Annotated in this window: 16 protein-coding genes; 14 read left to right on the top strand and 2 right to left on the bottom strand. The window is 26.8% G+C overall.

Translation table 11 applies throughout. From position 1 onward, the window contains the following. Positions 1-34: 34 nt before the first annotated feature. The 10 genes from soxA (at position 35) to AMRN_RS03530 (ending at position 10,287) form a co-directional block, all read left to right on the top strand. Positions 35-949 carry a sulfur oxidation c-type cytochrome SoxA gene (gene soxA / locus AMRN_RS03485; RefSeq protein ID WP_099310939.1) on the top strand — a complete coding sequence of 305 codons (915 nt, stop codon included), beginning with the start codon at positions 35-37 and terminating at the stop codon, positions 947-949. 12 nt (positions 950-961) lie between these two features. After that, positions 962-1,405, top strand: coding sequence for a hypothetical protein (locus tag AMRN_RS03490; RefSeq protein WP_099310938.1), 444 nt, complete (start codon positions 962-964; stop codon positions 1,403-1,405). Between the two features lie 16 nt (positions 1,406-1,421). Then, positions 1,422-2,072 carry a rhodanese-like domain-containing protein gene (locus tag AMRN_RS03495; RefSeq protein WP_099310937.1) on the top strand — a complete coding sequence of 217 codons (651 nt, stop codon included), beginning with the start codon at positions 1,422-1,424 and terminating at the stop codon, positions 2,070-2,072. A gap of 12 nt (positions 2,073-2,084) precedes the next feature. After that, complete coding sequence (gene soxB / locus AMRN_RS03500; protein ID WP_099310936.1) at positions 2,085-3,860, top strand: thiosulfohydrolase SoxB; 1,776 nt, start codon at positions 2,085-2,087, stop codon at positions 3,858-3,860. A gap of 86 nt (positions 3,861-3,946) precedes the next feature. Continuing rightward, a complete protein-coding gene (locus tag AMRN_RS03505) occupies positions 3,947-4,738 on the top strand; it encodes a thioredoxin fold domain-containing protein (protein WP_099310935.1) in 792 nt (263 codons plus the stop codon). Continuing rightward, positions 4,735-5,181 carry an MOSC domain-containing protein gene (locus tag AMRN_RS03510; protein WP_099310934.1) on the top strand — a complete coding sequence of 149 codons (447 nt, stop codon included), beginning with the start codon at positions 4,735-4,737 and terminating at the stop codon, positions 5,179-5,181. Before AMRN_RS03505 ends, AMRN_RS03510 begins: the two co-directional genes overlap by 4 nt. Positions 5,182-5,184: 3 nt before the next feature. Beyond that, a complete protein-coding gene (locus tag AMRN_RS03515; RefSeq protein WP_228150813.1) occupies positions 5,185-5,619 on the top strand; it encodes a DsrE family protein in 435 nt (144 codons plus the stop codon). An 11-nt stretch (positions 5,620-5,630) separates the two neighbouring features. Then, complete coding sequence (locus AMRN_RS03520; RefSeq protein WP_099310932.1) at positions 5,631-6,404, top strand: alpha/beta hydrolase; 774 nt, start codon at positions 5,631-5,633, stop codon at positions 6,402-6,404. A 4-nt stretch (positions 6,405-6,408) separates the two neighbouring features. Then, positions 6,409-7,560, top strand: a complete 1,152-nt coding sequence (locus AMRN_RS03525) for an HD-GYP domain-containing protein (RefSeq protein ID WP_099310931.1) — start codon at positions 6,409-6,411, stop codon at positions 7,558-7,560. A 78-nt stretch (positions 7,561-7,638) separates the two neighbouring features. Further along, positions 7,639-10,287, top strand: coding sequence for a valine--tRNA ligase (locus AMRN_RS03530; protein ID WP_099310930.1), 2,649 nt, complete (start codon positions 7,639-7,641; stop codon positions 10,285-10,287). Between the two features lie 100 nt (positions 10,288-10,387). Here AMRN_RS03530 and AMRN_RS03535 read toward each other — a convergent pair whose 3' ends face one another. Next, positions 10,388-10,732 (bottom strand): winged helix-turn-helix transcriptional regulator, encoded by a 345-nt coding sequence (locus AMRN_RS03535; protein ID WP_099310929.1) that lies wholly within the window; start codon positions 10,730-10,732, stop codon positions 10,388-10,390. Positions 10,733-10,826: 94 nt separating this feature from the next. Between AMRN_RS03535 and AMRN_RS03540 the strand changes: the two genes are divergently transcribed. The 4 genes from AMRN_RS03540 to AMRN_RS03555 all read left to right on the top strand — a co-directional run bounded on the left by AMRN_RS03540 (position 10,827) and on the right by AMRN_RS03555 (position 15,320). Next, positions 10,827-11,891, top strand: a complete 1,065-nt coding sequence (locus AMRN_RS03540) for an oxidoreductase (RefSeq protein WP_099310928.1) — start codon at positions 10,827-10,829, stop codon at positions 11,889-11,891. A gap of 93 nt (positions 11,892-11,984) precedes the next feature. Beyond that, on the top strand, positions 11,985-12,737 hold the full coding sequence (locus tag AMRN_RS03545; protein ID WP_099310927.1) for a hypothetical protein: 753 nt from the start codon (positions 11,985-11,987) through the stop codon (positions 12,735-12,737). A gap of 8 nt (positions 12,738-12,745) precedes the next feature. Next, on the top strand, positions 12,746-14,647 hold the full coding sequence (locus AMRN_RS03550; RefSeq protein WP_118897357.1) for a sensor histidine kinase: 1,902 nt from the start codon (positions 12,746-12,748) through the stop codon (positions 14,645-14,647). A gap of 4 nt (positions 14,648-14,651) precedes the next feature. Beyond that, positions 14,652-15,320: a response regulator transcription factor gene (locus tag AMRN_RS03555; RefSeq protein ID WP_099311112.1), complete on the top strand. Its 669-nt coding sequence runs from the start codon at positions 14,652-14,654 to the stop codon at positions 15,318-15,320. Between the two features lie 8 nt (positions 15,321-15,328). Here AMRN_RS03555 and AMRN_RS03560 read toward each other — a convergent pair whose 3' ends face one another. Further along, positions 15,329-18,409, bottom strand: a complete 3,081-nt coding sequence (locus tag AMRN_RS03560) for an efflux RND transporter permease subunit (protein WP_099311113.1) — start codon at positions 18,407-18,409, stop codon at positions 15,329-15,331. Between the last annotated feature and the right edge of the window lie 310 nt (positions 18,410-18,719).

The following is an 18,719-nucleotide window of genomic DNA, read 5'->3' on the forward strand; positions in this document are numbered from 1 at the left end:
ACTTAAAAAAGTTTTTTTATAACAAGGAGAGGGCATGTTAACTAGACTACTAAAAGCTAGTGTTTTAACATCATTTGCATTTTTTTCTTTAAATGCAACACAATTTGATGTACAAGCACAAAAAGACAAAAAAGAGTTAGTTAAGTATTTTGAAGCAAAATTTCAAGATCCTTATAAGAACAAAAATACATTTTTTCCATATTCACCAGAAGAAGAGTTAAAAGATGGGTATGAGAAAGGATTAAAACATATGGATTTTGGTATAGGAAGTTATTCTTATGCCAAAGATGCAAAAGAACAATATGAAGCAATTAAAGAGTTTCCACCTTATGAAGATAAAATAGAAGATGGAGAAGAACTTTATACTAAAGAGTTTGCAAATGGGAATTCTTTAAAAACTTGTTTTCCTGATCCAACTATTGGAGGCGATTATCCATATTTTGATACAAACAGAAAAGAAGTTATTTCTTTAACAACTGCAATAAATGAGTGTTTAGAATCAAATAATGAAAAAAAATGGAATGCAAAAAAAGGGAAAATGGCAACTTTTCAAGCATTTTTAGCATATTCAACTGCAGAAGCACAAAAGAAGATGAATATAAAAATCCCAACAAAAGAAGCACAAGAAGCTTATGAAAGAGGTAAAGAGTATTATTATACTCAAAGAGGTTACTTGAAACTTTCATGTGCAACTTGCCATATTCAAGGTGCTGGACAAAGAGTTAGAAATGAAAAGCTTTCTCCTTTATTGGGACAAATTACGCATTTTCCTGTTTATAGATTAAAATGGGGCGGTTTAGGGACACTTGAAAGAAGAATGTCAGGATGTGTAAAAGACCAAGGACAAGTACCACCTAAAAATGATAGTAAACAAATGCATGAATTACTATATTTTATGGCATATATGTCAAATGATATGCCAATAGATGGTCCAGATGTTAGAAAGTAAAAGGAGAAAATCATGAATAAGTTACTAAATATTTCACTTGTATCAATAATTACTATAGTTTTTGGTGCTTGTGCATCTTCATCTTCATCTTCTCCTAGTCTATCATCAGTAAAAGATATTGATGTAGAAAAGGTTTGTAGTGTTGAAAATAATGGTATAGAAAAAGTTATACAAACAGCAAAAAAGTATAATGAAATTGCAAAGAAGAATGAATTGGAGTTTAGAAGACTGGGAGTTAATAATACAGATTTAATAATTTCAGTTGAGGAAGCCATTAAAACAGGTGCAAAAGAGGTTAATCCAAAAGATTTTAAAGGTAAAGCTTCTAAAACAAAACTTCCTGTTGAGTTTGGAGCAATTAGAGCTTGTAAATTTGCGATATCTGCATTGACACAAGCAAATGAAGCAAAAACAACTTGGAGATTAGCTGTTCCTGGTGATGGATATGAATATTAATTTGAAAGGGAAAAATATGAGTTTATTAAAAAAGATTTTAACAACATCAATGCTTACACTATTTTGTTTTTCATATAGTCAAGCAGAAAGTGATAACTATGTACCAATTGTACCAGGTGTTAAATCTGTTGAGATTACATTGAATAATGAAACATTTACATTAAGTAGGGTCCAAGATAAAAAAAATAAGATAATTGATCTTTATTCATATACAAGTTTTGGTGTTCCTCAACCAATGATTTTAGCAAAAGGTGTTGAAACAATTGGAGAAATTGAGTTAATAGATTATATGAAAAAAGCACAAACTGATTCTAGTATTGCGATTATTGATACAAGAACTCCTGGATGGTATGTAAGATTAAGAATTCCTGGTGCTGTAAATGTTCCATATACAAATTTTAATTATAAAGATGATGCAATTGATATGATGGAAGATTATATGGGTGTTATAGTAAAAAGTGATGGAACATTGGATTTTTCAAAAGTAAAAACTGTTGTTCTTTATTGTAATGGTTATTGGTGTGGACAAACTCCAACTATGGTTAAGTATGCAAAGTATTCATTAATTAAAATTGGTTTCCCAGCTGAAAAAATAAAATACTACAGAGGTGGAATGCAAGCATGGACATCTTTAGGATTTACTGTTACAGGTGATGCAGCAAAATAAAAGGATAGTTTAATGAGTAAGTTTAGCAGAAGAGAGTTTATTTATATGATGGCAATGCTTGGAGCATCTCCAATTTTTGCCAACTCTCATACAAGAATGACAAATACAGGTAATTTAGAAGATTATTATAAATTAAAGCCATTTGGAAATGCAAGGCTTATGCATATGACTGATTCTCATGCACAACTTTTGCCTGTATATTTTAGAGAGCCAAGTGTAAACTTGGGATTTTATGATAACTATGGTAAACCTCCTCATATTGTAGGAGAAAAGCTTTTAGATTATTATGGAATTAAAGGAAATAAAAGGCTTGAGTATGCTTATTCTTGTGTAAACTTTGAAAAGTATGCAAAAGCAATTGGAAGAACAGGTGGTTATGCACAAATTAAAACTGTTGTGGATTTTTTGAAAAATAGTTTTGGGGAAGAAAAAACTCTTTTACTTGATGGTGGGGATACTTGGCAAGGAAGTGCAACTGCATTGTGGACAAGGGGTAAAGACATGGTAGGAGCTATGAATTTACTTGGTGTTGATATTGCTGTTGGGCATTGGGAATTTACTTATAAAGCACAAGAAGTACTTGATAATGTAAAAGATTTAGATGCTGAGTTCTTAGCTCAAAATGTAAAGGTTAAAGAGGCTGCATTATTTGAAGAAACAGAAATAGCAATGCAAGCTTATGATGAAGATTCTGGACATGCTTTTAAACCATATACTATTAAAAAAATGGGTAATGCAAGAGTTGCTATTATTGGACAAGCCTTTCCTTATACAACTATTGCAAATCCTCAAAGATTTATCCCTGATTGGAGTTTTTCAATCAATGATGGGGGAATGCAAGAGCTTGTAAATGAAATAAAAGAGAATGAAAAACCAGATGCTGTAATTGTTCTTTCTCATAATGGCTTTGATACTGATAAAAAGTTAGCAAATGTGGTTACTGGAATTGATTTTATTATGGGTGGACATACTCATGATGGTGTTCCAGAAGCAGTTCCTATTAAAAATGCAAATGGTGTTACATATGTTTGTAATGCAGGTTCAAATGGTAAGTTTTTAAATGTATTAGATTTAGATATTCAAAATGGGAAAATTAAAGACTTCAAATTTACTCTTCTTCCAATATTTTCTGATTTAATAAAAGAAGATAAAAAGATGAAAGAGTATATTAAAAGTGTAAGAAAGCCATATTTAGAAGATTTAAATAGACAAATTGCAACAACTGATATAACTTTATTTAGAAGGGGTAATTTTAATGGTTCATGGGATCAAATAATCTGTGATTCTTTACTTGAAGTTAAGCAAGCACAAATCTCTTTATCTCCTGGATTTAGATGGGGAACATCTGTGTTACCTGGACAAGTTATAACTTTTGATGATTTGATGACACAAACAGCTATGACATATCCTGAAACATATGCAAGAGATATGAAAGGTAGTGATATAAAGTTAATACTTGAAGATGTAGCTGATAATCTATTTAATGAAGATCCATTTTATCAACAAGGTGGGGATATGGTAAGAACAGGTGGAATTTCTTATAAAATCAATCCAACTGCTAAAATTGGTAATAGAATTTCATCTATTACGCTTACAAGTACAGGTGAAAAAATAGAAGCAAATAAATCATACAAGGTTGCAGGTTGGTCAACTGTTGGATCAAAATCTGAGGGTGAACCAATTTGGAAAACTGTTGAAGTTTATTTGAAAAATATAAAACATATTGGAAAACTAAATGTTGATACACCTGATATTGTCGGTGTAAAAGGTAATCCAGGAATTGTTTAAAGCAAAAAGTATAAAGAAATTTCTTTATACTTTTTCAAATTTATAAGGTTTTATAAAAGATTTTATAAATTTGAAAAGGGGTAAAAATGAGAAAAGTAGTTTTTTTTATTTTATTTGTAAACCTATTTTTATTTGCTTCTTATGAAGAGGGTAAAAAGGTTTTTGAAAATAAGTGTTCTTCATGTCATCAACAGTTTATTGAAATAAAAAAAATAAAAGAGAATTTCTTTGAAAAAGATAATAAACTTTTAAATTTGAAAGCTCCAACTGCAAATATGCTAGCATATGCGATTATGGATAGTCCCAAAAAGATTGGAGATCCAAATGATAGTGAAATGAGAGAAATAGAAATTGAAGAGTATTTAAAATCATATTTAATAAAGCCAGATAAGTTTAATAGTATTTGTGATGAACATATTTTGAAATATTATGATGTAAAGCCTAGTATGAAAGGAGAGTTAAGTGATGATGAGTATGTAAACTTAGCAATCTTTTTTATGCAATATAGCAAACATAATAAAAGTAAAAAGACAATTAAGGTAAATAGTAATTTTGATGAAGATGAGATTGTATTAAAAGCGCAACAAAATAATAAACTTATTTTAGTTTATGCAACTTCAAAAAGCTGTTATTATTGTAAAAAAATGGACAGAGAAGTTTTTAGTGATACAAAGGTTCAAAAAAGTTTAAATAGTAACTATATTCTACTTGAAGTTGATGTAGATAACAAAGCTTTGCCTTTTAATCTTAGAAAGTATTATAAAAGAGTGACTCCTAGTTTCTTTGTTTTAAATAGTAATGCAAACTTATTAAAAACATATGTTGGAAGTTGGAGTAAAAAAGATTTTTTAGATATTTTAAAAGAGAATATAAAATGATAAGTTTAGGAAAAGTATTAGGCACATTTAGTGCTAAAAAAGATTTACAAAGTTCACCAAGACCACAAGTAAAAAGATTAAATCTTATTACAGGATATGGAATAGCTTTTGATAAGTTTGCAGGAAAAGATCTTAATAAATCTGTAATGATTGTAGGAATAAAAGCTTATGAGATAGCTAAAGAGAATAATATTGATTTAGTTTATGGAAGTTTGGGTGAAAATATTCTTTTAGATTTTGATCCACATGAGTTTAAAGTAGGAGATATATTTTATATAAATAATTGTGCAATACAAATAACTGAAAGTTGTACTGTTTGTAAGCATTTAAGTAAGTTTGATAATAAGTTGCCAAAGCTTTTAAAAAATAATAGAGGCTTGTATTGCAAAATAATAAGTGATGGTGAAATAACAGAGCAAATGCAAGTAAAAATCAAAGGATAAATTATGAGAATGTTGGTTTTAGTTTTATTAATAAGTATAGTTTGTTTTGCAAGGGATTTTTCAAATCCTAAACCTAGTTTTGATGAACCAAGAAAAGTTGTGTACTCTTTGCATGTAGGTGATTTAGAAACAATAAATCATACCTTGAGTTCTATGTATAATATACTAAAAGAGTATCCAAGTGAGAGTTTAAAAATTGTAGTTGTTGCATATGGAAAAGGTGTAAAATCTTTAAAAAAAGATTTTGATAAAGCAACTCTTACAAGAATTAAGTCTTTAATGCAATATGATATTGAGTTTATAGTTTGTAAAAATACAATGGAAACTATGAATTGGAAAGAAAAAGATTTTATAAATGGAGTTGATTTTACTCAAGCAGGTATTGTTGAGGTAATTGAAAGACAAGTTGATGGATATATAGGAATTACAGCTTATTAAAAGGAGAACAAATGTTTATAAAAAAACTTATTTTTACTATATTTGTAGCAAGTGGATTATTAAATGCTTCTACTGTTACAAAAGAAGCGTGTGAGAAAAAAGGAGAAAGTTACATTTTTGCTGGTGGTGAGTGTATAAACTTTAAAAAGTATAATGGAGAAACAAAAGGTAAGTTAAATATAGTTGTTCATGGTAAATGGGATGAAAATACCAACACATTAGGAAGATATGCTCCTTTTGCTGAAAATTTATCTTTTGAAACAGATATAAATACGGTTGCTATTGCACTTCCTGGATACTCTAACTCTTCAACAAATAATATAAAATCACTTTCAAGTGGTGATAATCTTGCTTTTACTAAAGAGTATGTTGAGTTATTGTCTTCATTGGTTTCACAACTAAAAACAAAATACAATGCAAATATAGTAACTTATATAGGACATAGTGCAGGTTGTACAATGGGAATAAATCTAGTTGGAGAAAAACCTTTTTTAATCAATAATCTACTTTGTGCTGGTGGAAGTTATAAACTTGATAAAAAAAATAAATCTGAAGATAAAATCTCTGCTATGGATGTTATTGATAATATTGATAGACGAACAAAAATTGCTTTAGTTTATGGAAGTGAAGATAAAATATCAACTCCAAAACAGACAAAAGATTTTTATGAGTTTGCTAAAAAAGAGGGTTTAGATGTAAAACTTGTAGAAGCAACTGGTTCACAACATTTGGATTTAGATATGACAGAAGCTTCAGTAAATGCAATAGTTGAATTAGTTGAGTAGTAAAATGGATAAAAAAAGAGAAATTTTATTTAATTTAAATAACTTTTTATTGTCAACATCTATAGTTTTAGATTATGTAAATAATGAAAAAAAAGCTACACAGTTAGGGCATTTGAAAAGAGTTAGTTATATAGCTTTAAGTTTAGGAGTTATATTAAAACTAGATAATAAGCAACTTAGTGATTTGTGTTCTTACTCTTTATGCTCAAGCTTAGCTTTAAACCAAAGTAGTGATAATAAATCTTTATGCGAATTATCAAATGAGTATGTAAAAGATTTTCCTTTTATACAAGAACAAAAAGATATATTGCTTTATCAAAAAGAACATTTTGATGGAAGTGGAACTTTTGGCTTAAAAAATGAACAAATACCTCTGTTTTCTCAAATCATTTTTTTTGCAACAAGCTTGGATGAAGAGTTTGACTTATCAAATTTTAATCCAGCAAAAAAAGAGAAAATATTAAACTATGTAAAGTTAAATGAAAATATACTTTTTTCAAAACAGATTGTAGATAGTTTTTTTAAGCTTAATGAGTCAATTAACTTTTGGTTAGACTTACAAAGTGAATCAGATATTTTATTGTTTATTTATACACTACTTGAAGATTTTTCACAAGCATTAGAGTTTGAAAAATTGTTAAAAATTGCAAAGAATTTTCTAAAACTTGCTGAACCGCAAAGTAAATTGATTGAATATGTAGGAAAAATTAGTGATTTTTATGCCTTAGAATACAAAGATAAAATAACACTACAAATAGCTGCAGGTTTTTGCAAGATTGGAAAACTAGTAGTTCCTAATGACATACTTCAAAAGATTGAACCTTTAGATATATATGAAAAAGAACAAATTAGAACATATCCATATTATACAAAAAAAGTTTTGTCTAATATCATGGGATTTAATGACATTGTATCTTGGGCTATGAAAGTTCAAGAAAGATTGGATGCAAGTGGATATATTTTTGGTTTTGAAAACAAAAGTTTAAGTTTTAAAGATAGGGTTTTAATTAATGCAAATGTATATGATGCTTTATTACAAGAAAAAGCTTATAGAAAAGCCTATAGTAAAGAAGAAGCAATAAAAATAATGAAAAACGAATCCTCAAAACTTGATATTTCTATCACAAATGACATAGCAATTATATTTAAAATATGAGATTAAATAAAATATTTATAAATCCATACTAAGTAAAATATAGATATAATCGCGCATATTTAATTGATAGGAATTTTAATGAGTGAAAAATACGAACCGTCAAAAATAGAAGATAAATTTTATAAAATATGGGAAGATAGAGGATATTTTGAAATAGATGGAAACAAATCTATTCAAGAAAAAGATAAAAATTTTGCGATTATGATGCCACCTCCAAATGTTACTGGAAGCTTACATATTGGACATGCACTTACATTTACTTTACAAGATATTGTTACTAGATATAAAAGAATGGATGGCTTTAAAACTTTATGGCAACCAGGAACTGATCATGCTGGAATTGCTACACAAAATGTTGTTGAAAAACAAATTTTAGCTGAGGGTAAAACTAAAGAAGAGGTAGGAAGAGAAGAGTTTTTAAAAAGAGCTTGGAAGCAAAAAGAGACAAGTGGTGGAAATATTGTTCATCAAATGAGAAAACTAGGAGTTACTCCTGCTTGGAAACGTGAACGATTTACTATGGATGAAGGTTTACAAGAAGCTGTAAAAGAGGCTTTTGTATCTTTATATAATGAAGGGCATATTACTCAAAATAATTACATGGTAAATTGGTGTACACACGATGGTGCACTTTCTGATATTGAAGTTGAGCATGAAGAAGTAAGTGGAAACTTCTATCATATGAATTATCATTTTGCTGATGATAGTGGTCATATCACAGTTGCTACTACTAGACCTGAAACATACTTTGGTGATACTGCTATTATGGTACATCCAGATGATAAAAGATATACAGATATTGTAGGAAAAGAAGTACTTCTTCCTTTAACAAATAGAAAAATCAAAATTATTACTGACTCTTATGTTGATATGGAGTTTGGAACAGGTATTGTAAAAGTTACTCCAGCTCACGATCAAAATGACTACGAAGTTGGTATTAGACATGACTTAGAATTTATTAAAGTATTTGATGAAAAAGGTATTTTAAATGAATACTGTGGAGAGTTTGCAGGACTTGAAAGACTAGAAGCTAGAAAGCCAATTGTAGAAAAACTACAAGCTGAGGGTTATATAGTAAAAATTGAGGAACATGTTCACCAAGTAGGACATTGTTATAGATGTAAAAATATTGTTGAGCCATTTATTTCTCAACAATGGTTTTTAAGCTCAGATATGGCTCAAGAATCTATTAGAAAAACAAAAGAGATTACAAAAGAGCGATCAAAAAGTGGTGAGCACAATGGAACACTATTTCATCCATCTCATTGGATAAATTCATATACAGCTTGGATGGATGAATTAAGACCATGGTGTATTTCAAGACAACTTTGGTGGGGACATAGAATTCCTGTATTTACATGTGATGATTGTAATCACCAATGGGCTGATAAAGCTGATGAACCAGAAGAGTGTCCAAAATGTAAAAGTAAAAAATATACTCAAGATCCAGATGTTCTTGATACTTGGTTCTCATCTGCACTTTGGGCAATGTCACCTTTAGGTTGGGGAAATAATGAAAAACTAAAAGATTTATATAACTCAACTGATGAAGCAGACTTTTATCCAAATAGTTTATTAATTACTGGTTTTGATATCATGTTTTTTTGGGTAGCAAGAATGATGATGATGGGAGAACATTTTAAAAAAGAGTTACCATTTGAAGATATTTATATGCACGCATTAGTAAGAGATGAACATGGGGCAAAAATGTCTAAAAGTAAAGGTAATGTAATTGACCCACTTGATATGGTAAATGAACATAGTGCTGATATTATAAGATTTACTTTAGCATATCTTTGTGTTCAAGGAAGAGATATAAAACTAGGTGCTAAAAATCTAGAGCAATTTAGAAACTTTACAAACAAACTTTATAATGCATCAAACTTTTTACAACTAAATGTGGATACTTTCCCTGATTTAAAAGATATACAAATTAAAACACCACTTGGTATTTATATGCAAAGTAGATTAAGTGATGCAGTTGATGAAGTAAGAACTACTTTAGATACATACAAATTCAATGAATCTGCAAGTACTTTATATAAATTTGTATGGAATGAGTTTTGTGATTGGGGTATTGAGTATGCAAAAGCTAGTAAAGAATCAGTTATTGAACTTGGAGCAATTTTTAAAGAGACATTAAAAATAGTAAGTCCATTTATGCCATTTATTTCTGACTTTTTATATCATAAATTAAGTGGAACATCTCTAGAAGAGGGTGAATCATTAATGATTACAAACTTTCCAAAAGAGATAAAAAAAGATGTAAAAGTTGAAGCAGATTTTGCCATTATTCAAGAAGCTATTGTATCAGTTAGAAGAGCAAAAGTTATCATAGATATGGGTAATAGTAAGATTGCAAAAGCATATATTAAACTTGATAAACAAATTGATACAACTATGGCAAAGCCATTTATAGAAAAACTTGCAAAAGTTGAAAATATAGAGTTTGTTGATGCAAAAGTAGAAAACTCTATAACAGATGTAAGTGATAATTTAGAAGTTTATTTACCAACAGGTGAGATTGATATGACACCTATTATTAATAAACTAACTCGTCAAAAAGAGAAGTTAGAAAAAGAAATAGGAAAATTATCAGGAATGTTATCAAATGAAAGATTTGTAGCAAATGCTCCTGCTAATGTTATAGAAGAGAATAAAGCTGGATTATCTTCAGCAAAAGAGAAACTTGTAAAAGTAGAAGCTGAACTTAAATCTTTGAGTTAATTGAATTATTTGTATAAACAAAAGCAAGCCTTGTGTTTGCACTCTCTTTGAGAAAATCATCATGAGCTTTAAGGGCCCTTGATGATTTTCTATTTATTGTTTACTTTTTTATTTCTGCATATTCTTCAGCCATTTCATCTCCCCATTTTGACAATTGATGAAAAATTGGTATAAGCTTTTGTCCATTTTTTGTTATTGTATATTCTACTTTAGGTGGTATAACTGGATAGACTTTTCTTGAGATAAGTTTATGTTTTTCCAAATCTCTAAGGGTTTGAGTTAACATTTTTTGTGTAATCTTTCCTAAAATTTTATGAATTTCGTTATATCTCATAGTTTTCTTACTAAGATGCCAAAGAACAAGCCCTTTCCACTTCCCAGATACGATATCAAGGACAAACTCAAATGAACATGTATAATCTTTTTCTTTGTATTTTATCTGCATTAGTATCCTTTTGGTATGTATATACCTTTTGAGGTAGTTCTTGACAATATAACATATAAAAGTTAAAGTTTCAAAAAAATAAAAGGAAATAATTATGAAGGAAAATTCAATTTTATTCTCTCCTATTACTTTAGGAAATCTAACTTTAAAAAATCGTATTGCAATGGCACCAATGACAAGAACTCAAGCTAAAAATAATATACCAACAGAAGATATGATATATTATTATGCTAAAAGAGCAAAAGGTGGTACGGCATTAATTATAAGTGAGGGAACATTTGTAAACCATGAAGTTGCAAATGGTAATTTTAATGCTCCTGCATTTTATGGTGATGCTTTAATTATGTGGAAAAAACTAGTAGATAAAGTTCACGCCTCAGGTGCAAAGATAATACCACAACTTTGGCATGCAGGAAATACTAGAAAACTAGGAGTAACTCCTAATGAAAATATGGTAAGTATTGGTCCAATGGATGAATACATTAAGGGCAAACAAACTGTAAGAGCTATGAGCCAAAATGATATAAATGAAGTAATAAAAGCATTTACAAAAGCTGCTCTTGATGCAAAGGAGTTAAATTTTGACGGAATAGAACTTCTTGCTGCCCATGGATATTTGATAGATCAATTTTTTTGGGAAAAGACAAATCAAAGAACAGATAAATATGGAGGTTCATTTTCTAATAGATTGCGTTTTGCAAATGAATTAGTAAAGTCAATAAAAAAAGCAGTAGGAAAAGATTTTCCAGTAGTATTTCGTTTTTCACAATGGAAAACTATAGATTATGATGCAAAAATAGCTAAAAATGAAAAAGAACTAAAAGAGCTTCTTTTATCACTAGTTGAAGCAGGAGTTGATATATTTCATGTAAGTGAAAGAAGATTTTGGATACCAGCTTTTAAAGAATCACCACTTACTCTTGCAACTTTGACAAAAAAAATAACAAATAAACCTGTAATAACAGTGGGAAATATAGGACTTGATGAAGACTTAGAAACTATTAAATTAGTAGAAAAAAAGCTAAAAGATAATGAGTTTGATATAGTTGCAGTTGGAAGAGCTTTATTAGCTGATGCTAATTGGGTAAATAAAATAAAAGAAAATAGAATAAATGAAATAATTCCTTTTTCAAAAGAATGCTTAAATAAATTAGATTAAAATCATTAATTTTTATACAAGGAAAGATGTATTTTATGTATCAATATGTTAAAATAAGGTAAATTTATAATTCTTACAAAAGGAAGCTAAAAAGTGTACAAAAATCTTATATTTATATATGTTTTAATTATACTTTTTAGTGGCTGCGTATCAAATAATAATATAAAGAAAGTATTTCAAACACACAAAGCAAATCAAATTTCTAAAGATTACAATAAAATAATGAATTTTTTGCATGATTATAAAGTAAAACTTGATAAAAGAAATCCAAGGTATTACAATAAAACTTTAGAAAAAGCTATTTATAGACAAATAAATAATAATAAAACCTTTGTAACTTTAAGAGATTTTGATGGAAAAAAATTGAAAAACTTTAAACAATATCTTGATTTGGCTTTTGATGAAAAAGGTATTTTAAATAGAAATGATTATTTGGTACTTGGAGTTTATTATATGATTTATGATGCTTACTCCATTGCAGGACAACATAAATTTACAGCATTAAATTATAATAAAGAAAAATTAGAAAAACTTTATAAGAATCTGTATATTTTAAAATGGAAAATAAGAACTTCAAAAGATATAAATGGTAACTATTTATTTTTAACTTGGCAAAATAATTGGCAAGTTGAATATATGCAAAAGAAATTTGATGATTTAAATAAATTAAAAAAATTAAAATCTATTATTGAAAAAAAAGAGAATTTATTATCACACTCTAATTTTTCTTTTGAAGTGTTACTTTCTCTTATGATACATAAAGTAGAAAATAGTTTAGAAGATATTGGTGCTGAACCCTCAGATATTACTCTTGATACATTAACATCATTAGTATTTATAATTTAAGAGTAAAAATGAAAAATCTAAAAAAATATCTTTTTTTATTATTGCTTTTTTTTAATTTTTTGTATTCTGAAACTTTAGTTATTGAAAATAGTAATAATGAAATTAGAAGTTTAGATAAATATTTAACATACAATAAAAATGATTTTCCTATTGAAACTATAATACATGAAAACTTTAGAAAATTTAATATTCATGATAATTCAAATTTTAAATTTTCACAAAATATTTACTGGTTAAAATTAGAAATCAATAATAAATCTTCTAATCCACAGCTTTTTAGAATAGATAACTTTTTAATTGATGAGCTTAATCTCTATTTTTTTAAAGATAGTAAATTAATCAAAAGATATCAAAATGGTATTAAATATAACTATATATGTGAATTTTCAGACTACAATAAATACGCATATGAGATACCAAAAGGTGAAAGTACACTTTATATTAAAATAGATTCTTCTTTTTCTCTTTTAATTCCTATGCATATAGTTTCAAAAGAAGAATTTTATAAACAAAGGGATTTTGAAAATATATTTAATAGTTCATTTTATGCTGCTTTATTTTTAATGTTTTTTTATAATTTTTTTATATTTTTAGTTTCGAAAGTAAAAATTTATAAATATTATTTAGGCTATATTATAGGAGTATTTGGCTTTTTATTTTTTTATGATGGTTATTTGACTTATCTTTTATTTTCTTCAACTCCTATATTAAATGAATTTTTATCTTGTGTCTTTTTTATAATAACTTTTATATCAATTGCGAAGTTTTCTTCCAATTTATTTCAAAGTAGAAGAAATGCATTTGTTTTATATAGAATTTTAATGCTTACTTCAATTTGTATTCTTCCTTTAGTTTCAATAATTGGATTTTTTATTGCATTACTTGATGCATCTTTTCTTTATTTGATTCAAAAATATTTGCTTTTATGTACAATATTAATTACATTATTGATAATTTCTATTGCAATTAGATATCTAATTATAACAGAAGAGAAAATTTCTAAAATATATGCTTTTATTTGGACAATATTTATGGTAGTTACCTTAACATTTATAGTAAATATTGTTTTAGGTTTTATTGATACAAATTTAATGACAAAAATCCTGAAAGTTAATATTTTATTGGAAATTGTTATGATGTCACTTTTAATTGCATATAGATTAAAACTAAGTAATGAAAAAAATTTAAAGTTGAAAATAAAAAATAAAGAACAAGAACTTTATATACTTAGACAAACAAGATTAGCCTCATTTGGTGAAGTTTTAAACTCAATTGTACATGAATGGAAGCAACCATTACATAGAATAAATATGATATCTTTAAATTTAGAAACAACATATAATAAAAAAAATCTAACAAAAGAGTATTTGTCCAATCAATTAAATGAGATTGAACTACAAACAAAATATATGAATGATACTGTTACTCAATTTTTAGACTATTTTAGTCCACAAAAAAATAAAGAAGAGTTTTATTTGATTGATTGTGCAAAAAAAGCAATTAAATTATTAGATATAAAATTTAATAAAAATTCAGTAAATCATTTGATAAACTGTAAAAATACTAAAATTAAAACAGTAGGGTACAAAAAAGAGTATATTCAAGTTATAATTATATTATTGAACAATTCAATGGATGCAATAATAAAAGAAAAAATTAAAAATCCAACGATTACTTTGGAGATTATAGAAGAAAGACATAAAGCAATTTTTTCTGTTATAGATAATGCAGGAGGAATAAAAGTAAAACCAATTGAGAAAATTTTTGATGCAAATATTTCAACAAAAGATGAAAAAATAAATTCAGGAATTGGACTTTTTATTGCAAAAAGAATAATTGAAGATAATATGAATAAAAAATTAATTTGTAAAAATCATGGCAATGGCGCAAAATTTAGTATTATAGGATGAAAAAATGAAACTTTTATTTGTAGAAGATGATGAACTTTTGAGAAAAAGTTATAGTATTTATTTAGAAGAGTTGTTTGATGAAATAATCGAAGCAGCAGATGGTAAAGAGGGCTTAGAGATGTATTATAAACATAAGCCAGATATAATTATGCTTGACATAAGTATGCCTTTTATAAATGGCATGGATGTTGTAAAAGAGATAAGAAAAGAAGATAAGGATGTTACAATTATCGTGCTTTCTGCACATAGTGATAAAGCATATTTATTTGATGCAATTGAATTAAATATTTTTAAATATTTAGTTAAACCTCTTCCAAGAAGTCTTTTTAAAGATTCAATTTTAAAAGCCATTGAAAATAAAAAAGGTATAAATCAAGAGAATATAGTCCATTTAGAAGATGGCTTTACTTGGGATAATTATAATAAAATATTGAAAAAAGAGAATAAAGAAGTTGATTTAACAAAAAATGAATATACTATTTTAGGAAAGTTTTGTAATGAAGATGTACATTATTTTACACTAATGGACTTATTTAAATCTATTTATGGTGAAAATGAAGAGTATAGTGAAAATAAAATCATGATGATTTTAAAAAGATTTAGAAAAAAAACTTCAACTAAAATTATTAAAAATATATATGGAATGGGATATAAATTTAGTATTTTAAAGTAGAGAAAACTCTACTTTAGTTTATGTGAAATAGTATAAAGAACGGGAAGATATACAAGATTTAGTATTGTTCCCCATGCTAAACCAAACCCAAGTGCAATGGCTATTGGTTGGAATATAACAGCTTGACCTGTTGGAAAGAAAATAAGTGAACTCATACCAATTAGTGTTGTTATTGTTGTAAGAATAATTGGTCTAAATCTTTTTGATGCTCTATAAAAGATTTGTTCTATATTTTTTGCTTTTTTCAAGTATGTCATCATAATAATTCCATCATTTATTACAACTCCTGCTAATCCAAGTGCTCCAATAATTGATGGCATAGAAAGATTTAATCCCATTAGTTTGTGCCCAATTAATACACCTAAGATTGAAAAAGGAATAATACTCATTAGTATAAAAGTATCTCTAAAAGAGTTAAATAAATAAAGCATAGCAAGCATTATTAATAATAGTGCAAGTGAAGTAGCATAAAGCATATCATTTTTTAAATCTTTTCTTTTTTCTGCTTCACCTTTAAATATTAGTCTTACTCCATTTTCTTCTATCTTGTTTAATGTGTCTTCTATTTTATTAGTAACTTCAGAAGCTGTAACAATATCAGAGTTTACATTTGCATAAACATAAAAATTCTTTTGTGTATTATCTTTTACTAATTGCTCAAATGATCTAATAATATCAAATCTTGCTATTTCATAAAGTCTTACAAACTGCCCATTTGGCAATGGTATTTCGACATTTTTAAAGTTTTCATAATTGTCTTTATTTATACTTCTTATTTTAATATCAAGCATCTCTTTTTCATCAAAAGAAACAGACTTTTTCTTTTCTAAATATAAATTTGACAAATATGAACCAATAAAACTCTCCGTTAATCCTAACTTTTGTCCATAGTCATTTACTTTTATTTTAATCTCATCAATACCAAACTTTAGTGAATTTGAAGTAGAAACTACACCATTTATTGATTCGATTTTTTTAGTTAAAAGTTCTACATTTTTAATTATTTTTTGATTGTCATCTGAAATTAAACCAATTTTTATATCTGATTTAACTGGACCTACTTTTTTTTCTAAAATAACTAATTCACTTAAATTAAATTTTTCTTTGTATTTTTTTTCTTCCAAAAATTTATTTAATTTTTTTGCAATAACTTTTGACTTTTCAGTTCTTTCTCTTCCTTCTTTATCATAATAAAAACTCAAATAAGGAGTTACATATTTATCTAAAAAGTTCATTTGCTTTAATTTTTTTAATTCAACTGTCATATACATTACATAAGGAAATCTTTCTGTATTACTTCCTGTATCTCTTCTAAAACCAGCGACTGAGTCAATACTTCTAATAAAGAATCTTTTTTCTTCTTTTATCAAATCTGCTTCAATACTTTGAACTATTTTATATGCATCTTCAAGCTTTGTATTTTCATTTGCTTTAATTGATATTTTTATATCAGTTGCATCAAAATTTGGAAACATTTGAAATTTTGAACTTTTAATAGCCATAAGTGTAATAATTGGCACTAGTATTATAAAAAGAAGTAAAAAAGTTTTTTTCCATCTCATGAAAAAGTGAATTATTTCACTATATATTTTATTTGCTTTTTCCCATGAAGTAACTTTTGAACCACTTTTTAATGTATGAGATGCATGTATTGGAAGAAAGATAAAAGATTCAATTAATGAAGCAACAAGTAATGCACTTAATGCAATAGGAATTAGTTTCATTACTTCACCCATAGTTCCACTAATCATTAAAATAGGTAAAAATGAAAAAAGAGTTGTCATTGAAGCAATAGTTACAGGTTTTACCATCTCTTTTGCACCAAGTATAGCTGCTTCTTTTGGTTCATAACCCTCTTCAATATGTTGTTGTATATTTTCACTTACGACAATTGCATCATCAACTACAATACCAATTGCAATAAGTACACCAACTAATGAAATCATATTTATTGTGTAGCCAAAAGTATACATATAAACAGTAGCTATAACAAATGATGTTGGAATACCAATAGCAATAATTGCAGACATTCTAAAGTTAATTAATAAAGCAACAAGTATTGTAATTAATATAATTCCAAGTAAAATATTTGAAATAACAATATTAAGTCTATCTTGAATTCTTTCACTATTATCATCTGCAATAGTAATATGAATATCACTATTTTCTTTATTTATCTTTTTTAATAGTTTTTTCATATCACGAGAAACTTTAAGCGCATCTGATGTTTCAGATTGTTCAACTGCCAAAGATAGAGCATTTTCTCCATTAAAAGAAAAAAGAGTTGAAGAGTCTTCATATCTTTTTTTTACTGTTGCAATATCTTTTAGAAATAAAGTTTTATTTGATATTTTTATTAAGCTATTTTCAAAATCTATTGCATTTTTAGCTCCATTGTATGTTGAAAGATAAAAATGCTTTTTACTTCCTTCTATTTTACCTATTGGAAAAATATAAGATAAATTTGAAATGACACTAAATACATCGCTTTTGTTTAAGTTTAATGCTTCGATTTTTCTATCATCTAAAAGTACTTCAAAATATTTGTCAGAATCCCCATAAATAGATACATCTCCGACTCCATCAACTCCTAAAATTTTACTTTTTAATTGTGTTGCAAAAGGTTTTAATTCATCAGTGGAATATTTTTTAGAAGTTAATGTTACATCAATAAGTTTTTTATATCTTTCAATTACATTAACACTTGGTTCATCCATATCTGAGGGTAGGTTTGATTTTGTTAAAGTAATAGTATCTTTTACTTTATCTGCAATGTTATATCTATTTTGACCCTTGATTAACTCTAAAACAATTGTAAATCTACTAGGACTAATTACTGTTGTTATCTCTTTAATTCCTGTGATATTTTTTAGATTATCTTCAATCTCAGTTACGGCCATTTTATCAAGTATATCAACACTAGCTCCACTATAAGAACCATTTATAGATATCATATCTAAATCAAAATTTGGGAATATTTCTTTTGGTGTTTTAGTATAAGAGTAGATTCCAATTGCAAAAATTAGAAAAAACAATGTGTAGTTCATTCTTGCATTTTCTACAAAAAATCTTAAAAATTTTTCAAACATTAATTACCTTTATTAAAAGCTGTATTATAATTCATATTTATTAATAAAGAATTAATGTTTAATCAAAATGGCTTAATTATGTCATCTTTATAAATAAAGAAAGTCTAAAATAGTTACTACTTGTTACATCATATTAAAAATCCTATAAATAACTAATTTAGCAATAAATTAAGTATTAAGCTAAAAATAATATTTCTTTTACTTTTTATCAATGCTTTATCAGAAAAATAACTGTTATTTTATATTTTAAACTAAAAAAATACTTAAAATATACAAATTTTAGGCTTTGAATTTATTTTTAAATATTTTA

The sequence above is a fragment of the Malaciobacter marinus genome, from assembly GCF_003544855.1.
Classification (GTDB): Bacteria; Campylobacterota; Campylobacteria; order Campylobacterales; family Arcobacteraceae; genus Malaciobacter; species Malaciobacter marinus.

Excerpts from the sequence above, each read along its gene's own strand:
- soxA (WP_099310939.1), top strand. The coding sequence starts at position 35 with ATGTTAACTAGACTACTAAAAGCTAGTGTTTTAACATCATTTGCATTT.
- AMRN_RS03490 (WP_099310938.1), top strand. The coding sequence starts at position 962 with ATGAATAAGTTACTAAATATTTCACTTGTATCAATAATTACTATAGTT.
- AMRN_RS03495 (WP_099310937.1), top strand. The coding sequence starts at position 1,422 with ATGAGTTTATTAAAAAAGATTTTAACAACATCAATGCTTACACTATTT.
- soxB (WP_099310936.1), top strand. The coding sequence starts at position 2,085 with ATGAGTAAGTTTAGCAGAAGAGAGTTTATTTATATGATGGCAATGCTT.
- AMRN_RS03505 (WP_099310935.1), top strand. The coding sequence starts at position 3,947 with ATGAGAAAAGTAGTTTTTTTTATTTTATTTGTAAACCTATTTTTATTT.
- AMRN_RS03510 (WP_099310934.1), top strand. The coding sequence starts at position 4,735 with ATGATAAGTTTAGGAAAAGTATTAGGCACATTTAGTGCTAAAAAAGAT.
- AMRN_RS03515 (WP_228150813.1), top strand. The coding sequence starts at position 5,185 with ATGAGAATGTTGGTTTTAGTTTTATTAATAAGTATAGTTTGTTTTGCA.
- AMRN_RS03520 (WP_099310932.1), top strand. The coding sequence starts at position 5,631 with ATGTTTATAAAAAAACTTATTTTTACTATATTTGTAGCAAGTGGATTA.
- AMRN_RS03525 (WP_099310931.1), top strand. The coding sequence starts at position 6,409 with ATGGATAAAAAAAGAGAAATTTTATTTAATTTAAATAACTTTTTATTG.
- AMRN_RS03530 (WP_099310930.1), top strand. The coding sequence starts at position 7,639 with ATGAGTGAAAAATACGAACCGTCAAAAATAGAAGATAAATTTTATAAA.
- AMRN_RS03535 (WP_099310929.1), bottom strand. The coding sequence starts at position 10,732 with ATGCAGATAAAATACAAAGAAAAAGATTATACATGTTCATTTGAGTTT.
- AMRN_RS03540 (WP_099310928.1), top strand. The coding sequence starts at position 10,827 with ATGAAGGAAAATTCAATTTTATTCTCTCCTATTACTTTAGGAAATCTA.
- AMRN_RS03550 (WP_118897357.1), top strand. The coding sequence starts at position 12,746 with ATGAAAAATCTAAAAAAATATCTTTTTTTATTATTGCTTTTTTTTAAT.
- AMRN_RS03555 (WP_099311112.1), top strand. The coding sequence starts at position 14,652 with ATGAAACTTTTATTTGTAGAAGATGATGAACTTTTGAGAAAAAGTTAT.
- AMRN_RS03560 (WP_099311113.1), bottom strand. The coding sequence starts at position 18,409 with ATGTTTGAAAAATTTTTAAGATTTTTTGTAGAAAATGCAAGAATGAAC.